The organism is Thermoanaerobaculia bacterium (genome assembly GCA_035717485.1).
In the GTDB taxonomy this organism is placed as follows: domain Bacteria; phylum Acidobacteriota; class Thermoanaerobaculia; order UBA5066; family DATFVB01; genus DATFVB01.
Genome location: DASTIQ010000290.1, coordinates 1 through 5,493, shown reverse-complemented (window position 1 = coordinate 5,493; position 5,493 = coordinate 1). Strand labels below are relative to the sequence as shown.

The 5,493-nt window shown below is 66.1% G+C and carries 6 protein-coding genes; all 6 read left to right on the top strand.

Annotated elements, in window-relative coordinates; translation table 11 throughout:
- The coding region (locus VFS34_15220) for a hypothetical protein (GenBank protein ID HET9795802.1) at window positions 1–496 on the top strand (496 nt) is incomplete at its 5' end.
- A gap of 213 nt (window positions 497–709) precedes the next feature.
- Window positions 710–1,819, top strand: a complete 1,110-nt coding sequence (locus VFS34_15215; protein HET9795801.1) for a porin — start codon at window positions 710–712, stop codon at window positions 1,817–1,819.
- A 62-nt stretch (window positions 1,820–1,881) separates the two neighbouring features.
- Entirely contained in the window at window positions 1,882–2,904 is a 1,023-nt protein-coding gene (pstS, locus tag VFS34_15210; protein ID HET9795800.1) for a phosphate ABC transporter substrate-binding protein PstS, read from the top strand.
- A gap of 25 nt (window positions 2,905–2,929) precedes the next feature.
- Window positions 2,930–3,919, top strand: a complete 990-nt coding sequence (gene pstC, locus VFS34_15205) for a phosphate ABC transporter permease subunit PstC (protein HET9795799.1) — start codon at window positions 2,930–2,932, stop codon at window positions 3,917–3,919.
- Window positions 3,916–4,791: a phosphate ABC transporter permease PstA gene (gene pstA / locus VFS34_15200; protein HET9795798.1), complete on the top strand. Its 876-nt coding sequence runs from the start codon at window positions 3,916–3,918 to the stop codon at window positions 4,789–4,791. The genes pstC and pstA overlap by 4 nt, the downstream gene beginning before the upstream one ends.
- A 100-nt stretch (window positions 4,792–4,891) precedes the next feature.
- A partial coding sequence (locus VFS34_15195) for a phosphate ABC transporter ATP-binding protein (GenBank protein ID HET9795797.1) occupies window positions 4,892–5,493 on the top strand: 602 nt, incomplete at its 3' end.

The window sequence follows — 5,493 nt, the reverse complement described above, 5'->3', positions numbered from 1 at the left end:
GCTTTCTCCGTGGGAGGACCGCCACACGATCCGCGTTCTCGAGCCCTACGACGAAACGAGCGAGGCCCGGCGCGCGCGGGCGAGGATCGACGATGGGCTTCGGCGCCGCAGGCGCCGGATCCTTCTGTTCCTGTCTATTCTGGCGGGCCATCTTCCCGCGGAAGTCCAGGATCGCTGGGAGCACGAATACGACGCGCCGGCGAGTCTCCTGACGCTGATCTCCGCCCTCCCGCTCTTCGTGTTCGGATTCCTCTGCACCTTCTCGCTGACGATCCGCGCGATTGCCGGGACCGTGCTCCTCCCGCTTCCCGAGACGGTCCTGCTGTTCGGCGTCTATCTGTTCGTCGAGTCGGGCTTTCGCCTCTCGGTCGCCTGGTCGCAGCAGCGGCCGGCGGGGTCGCTCGCCGGCCACGCCGCCTGGGAGGTCGTCCGCCGCATCCGGCCCGCGTTCGCGCGCGACGCGGAAACGCCCGGCTCGCTCCGCCCGCCCGCCTGACCGGCAAAAACCTTTTCCCGATCCGCGCGCCGGAGAGAGCGGGGGAAACCGGAGAGAGGGGGGAAAAGAGAAGGCGCCCGGCGGGAAATGCAGGTCGCCGGCGCCGCTCGCCGCCGTCGGCGGATTCCCCCCTTCATGCCGAATTTACATGCTCTTCTTTTTTCGAAAACCGATCCCCCATACATTTCCTCCTCGAAAAGGAGGAGAAACTCGATGCGAAGCAACTTCAGGATGGCTCTGCCCGCCGCGGCGCTCGCGGCGGTCTTCCTGGCGGGAAGCGCCCGGGCGCAGGTCACGCCCGCGAAGGGGTACGACCCCGTCGACGACACGCCCAGCTTCAAGGTCGGCGGCGTCATCTTCGCGGACTACACGTACACGGACAAACCCACGACGGCCGACTCCGCGGGAAACACGATCCATCCGAACTCCTTCAACGTCAGCCGCGCCTACGTCAACGTTCTCGCGAACATCTCCCACATGCTCTCCGCCCGGATCACGACGGACGTCCGGGCCGACACGAATTCCAACGACCCGGCGCTCTTCGGCTCGAGCGTCGTTCGTCTCAAGTACGCCTACGGCCAGATCAACTTCGACGAGTGGATCGGCAAGGGCACCTGGGCGCGGATCGGTCTCCAGACGACGCCGTGGATCGACTACGAGGAAGGGATCTACCGCTACCGTTTCCAGGGCCCCGTCTTCGTGGACCGCGAGTCGATTCTCACGTCGTCCGACTACGCGATCGCCGGCCACTACGAGCTTCCTTCCAGCTACGGGGACATTCACCTCGGCGTCTACAACGGCGAGGGGTACGGCAGCCAGGCGGACCAGAGCGCGGCCAACGACCAGAAAGCGTTCCAGGCGCGCCTCTCGATCCGTCCGGCGCCCGGCGTCGACGTCCTCCGGGGGCTTCGGCTCGCGGTCTTCTACGACGGCGACGACTACGTGAAGGATGCGAAGAAGCAGCGTTTCCTCGCCAACGCGACGTTCGAATACAAGTACGTCAACGCCGGTTTCGACTGGGTCGATACGAAAGACCAGAAGACGCCCTCCGCGGCGGACGTGAACGGCCAGGGCTGGTCCGCCTGGGCGACGCCGCGGACGACGTTCGGTCTCGAAGGGCTCCTGCGCTACGACGAGCTCAAGCCGAACAAGGACGTGAGCGCGAAGAAGAAGCGCACGATCGCCGGCGTGGCCTACTGGTTCCCGGTGATGAAGGGAGTCGCCGCGACGCTGATGGCCGACTACGAGCAGGTGAAGTACGACGCCGAGCTCGGGAAGCCGAAGGAGGAGCGCTGGGCGCTTCACACGCAGTTTACGTTCTAGTTCACTCGAATTTAAAGCAGATTTCAAAGTGCGATTTCACGCTTTCGATTGAGGAGAGGAAAATGAGGAATCCCGTCGCCAATCTTCTCGCCGCCGCCGTGGTCGCCGCGGCCGCGGCTCTCCCGGCCGGCGCGCAGACGATCCAGCTGAACGGCGCGGGCGCCACGTTCCCGTACCCGATCTATTCCAAGTGGTTTTCCGAGTACCACAAGATCCATCCCAACGTGCAGATCAACTACCAGTCGATCGGCTCGGGCGGCGGCATCCGGCAGATCACCGAGCGAACGGTCGACTTCGGAGCGTCCGACGGTCCGATGACGCCGGAGCAGATGCAGGGCGCTCCCGGGATCATGCACTTCCCGACCGTGATGGGCGCGGTCGTACCGGTGTACAGCATCCCGGGGGTCGAGGCGGAGCTCAAGTTCACCGGACCGGTGCTCGCCGACATCTATCTCGGGAAGATCACGAAGTGGAACGACCGGGCGATCACCGCTCTGAACCCGGGGGTCAGGCTGCCGGCCACGGACATCGCCTGCGTCCACCGCGCCGACGGCTCGGGCACGACCTACATCTGGGCGGATTATCTCGCGAAGGTTTCGCCCGAGTGGAGGAAGAGAGTCGGCGTGAACACGTCCCTCAAGTGGCCCGTCGGCGTCGGTGGCAAGGGGAACGAGGGCGTGGCCGGACAGGTCAAGCAGCAGCCGGGCTCGATCGGGTACGTCGAGCTGATCTACGCGATCCAGAACAAGATCGACTTCGGTCTCGTGCAGAACATGTCGGGACGGTTCCTGAAGGCGTCCCTCGCGGGCGTGACCGCCGCGGCCGCCGGCGCGGCCAACGCGATGCCGAAGGATTTCCGGGTCTCGATCACGAATGCCCCCGGGCCGGATTCCTATCCGATCTCCTCGTTCACCTGGCTCCTCGTCTACCAGAACCAGAAGGACAAGACGAAGGGCAAGATCCTGACGGACTTCGTCCACTGGATGCTCCACGACGGGCAGAGGTACTGCCCGGAGCTCGCGTACGCCCCGCTGCCGCCTCAGGTCGTGACCCTCGAGGAAGCGGCCCTGGCGCGGGTGAAGTGAGGATCGCCCTGCCTTCCCCTCGTCGATGAGGCGTCGTTCCCTTCTTCGTCGGACCCGCCGCCGTCGCGAGCGCGACGACGGCGGGTTCCGTCTCGGGACCGCGCTCTTCGCTCTGCTGGTCCTCCTCGTCGTGGCCGCGATCGGCTTCGAGCTCTTCCGGAATTCGACCCTCCCGATCCGGAAGTTCGGCTGGAATTTCTGGAGGACCTCCGACTGGGACCCCGTCTCGGGGGAGTTCGGAGCGCTGCCGTTCATCTGGGGAACCGTGTATTCGTCGGTCTTCGCGATCGTGTTCGCGACGCCGATCGCGCTCGGGATCGCGATCTTCGTCTCCGAGATCTCGGCGAACCGGTTCCGCCGGCCGCTGGCGTTCCTGACGGAGCTCCTCGCGGCGATCCCCTCGATCGTGTACGGCGTCTGGGGAATCTTCGTCCTCGTGCCGATCGTCCGGAAGTTCGAGACGCTCGTTTCGAAGACGCCCCTCCATCGCCTTCCCATTTTCGCGGGACCCCCGTACGGGATCGGGATGCTCTCGGCCGGCCTGATCCTGACGATCATGGTCGTTCCGTTCATCTCGTCGGTTTCGAGAGAGGTCCTGCGCGCCGTTCCGTTGACCCAGCGCGAAGCCGCCTACGCTCTCGGCGCGACGCGCTGGGAGGCGATCAAGGTGGCGCTGCGCTGCGGGCGGACGGGGATCTTCGGCGCGATCATCCTCGGCTTCGGCCGCGCCTTCGGCGAGACGATGGCGGTGACGATGGTGATCGGCAACAACCCCCAGGCCTCCCTCTCGCTCTTCGCTCCCCAGTATTCGATGGCGGCGGTGATCGCCAACGAGTTCTCGGAGGCGACCGGGGACCTCTATCTGCAGGCGCTGACGGAGATCGGCCTCGTGCTCTTCGTGATCACGCTGGTGATCAACGTGCTGTCGCGGGTGCTCATCTGGTCGACGGGGCGGGCGCCGAAGCGCCGCATCGAGCCCGCGTCCGCTGCCGCCGCGGCGCCGGAGGCGGCGTGAGCTCCCGGGCCGGCGCGGAGGCGCCGTCGTCCGCGAAGAGACGCCGGATCGTCTCCCGAATGATGACCGCCGCTTGCGCCGCCGCGGTCGTTCTCGCCCTCGTGCCGCTCGCGTTCGTGCTCTTCTACATCCTGAGCAAGGGGTTGACGGCGCTGAACTGGAACTTCTTCACGAAGCTCCCGAAACCGGTCGGCGAGACGGGAGGCGGGATGGCGAACGCGATCGTCGGCACGATCAAACTGATCTTCATCGCCTCCGCGATCGCCGTGCCGGTCGGGATGCTCGCCGGGATCCACGTCGCGGAATACAAGGGCACGCCGCTCGCGTCGTCGGTCCGGTTCGCCGCCGACGTGCTGAACGGAATTCCCTCGATCGTCGTCGGAATCTTCGCGTACGGTCTCGTCGTTCTCCCGATGAGGCGGTTCTCCGCGATCGCGGGGGGCGTGGCGCTCGCGATCATGATGATCCCGATCATCACGCGCTCGACGGAGGAGCTCATCAACCTCGTGCCGCAGAGCCTTCGGGAGGGCGGTCTCGCTCTCGGCGCGAGCCGGGCGAGGGTGACGTTCACGATCATCCTGCCGGCGGCGCTGCCCGGAATCCTCACGGGAATTCTCGTCGCGCTGGCGAGGATCGCGGGAGAGACGGCGCCCCTCCTCTTCACCGCCCTGAACAACCAGTTCTGGAGCCCTCGGCTCGACCAGCCGACGGCTTCGCTCACGGTCCAGATCTACACGTATGCGCTCTCCCCGTACGATGACTGGCACCGGCAGGCCTGGGCGGGCGCGCTCGTGCTCGTCGCACTGGTCTTTGTCTTCTCCGTTCTGGCCCGCGTCGTGACGCGGCGTCTCGAACGGATGAACGTGGGGTGATCCGATGATGACGACCGAAGCCGCACCTCCCCGGCCCGGAATCGCGGTCGAACGCGGTCCCGAGCTCGTCGCCTCCGAGGCGCCGGAGAGCGTGATCCGCATGGAGTCCCGCGGCCTCGACTTCTTCTACGGGGAGGCGCAGGCGCTCCACGGCATCTCGCTGGCGATCGCCGAGAACTCGGTGACGGCTCTGATCGGCCCGTCGGGATGCGGAAAATCGACTTTTCTGCGCTGTTTCAACCGGATGAACGACATCATTCCGGGGACCCGCGTCGTTGGCGAGGTGCTGCTCGACGGGATCGACATCTACACGGGGGGCGTCGACGTCGTGGACCTCCGGCGCCGCGTCGGCATGGTCTTTCAGAAGTCCAACCCCTTTCCGAAGTCGATCTACGAGAACGTCGCCTACGGCCTGAAGATCAACCGGATCGTGCGCCGCTCCCAGATGGCGGAGCGCGTGGAGAAATCTCTCCGCGAGGCGGCGCTCTGGGACGAGGTCAAGGATCGCCTCGACGACCCGGCGATGGGCCTCTCCGGGGGGCAGCAGCAGCGGCTCTGCATCGCGCGCGCGCTCGCGACGGATCCGGAAGTGCTCCTCCTCGACGAGCCGACGGCCTCGCTCGACCCGATCAGCACGCAGAAGGTGGAGGAATTGATCTACGAGCTGCGGCGCGACGTGACGGTGGTGATCGTGACGCATAA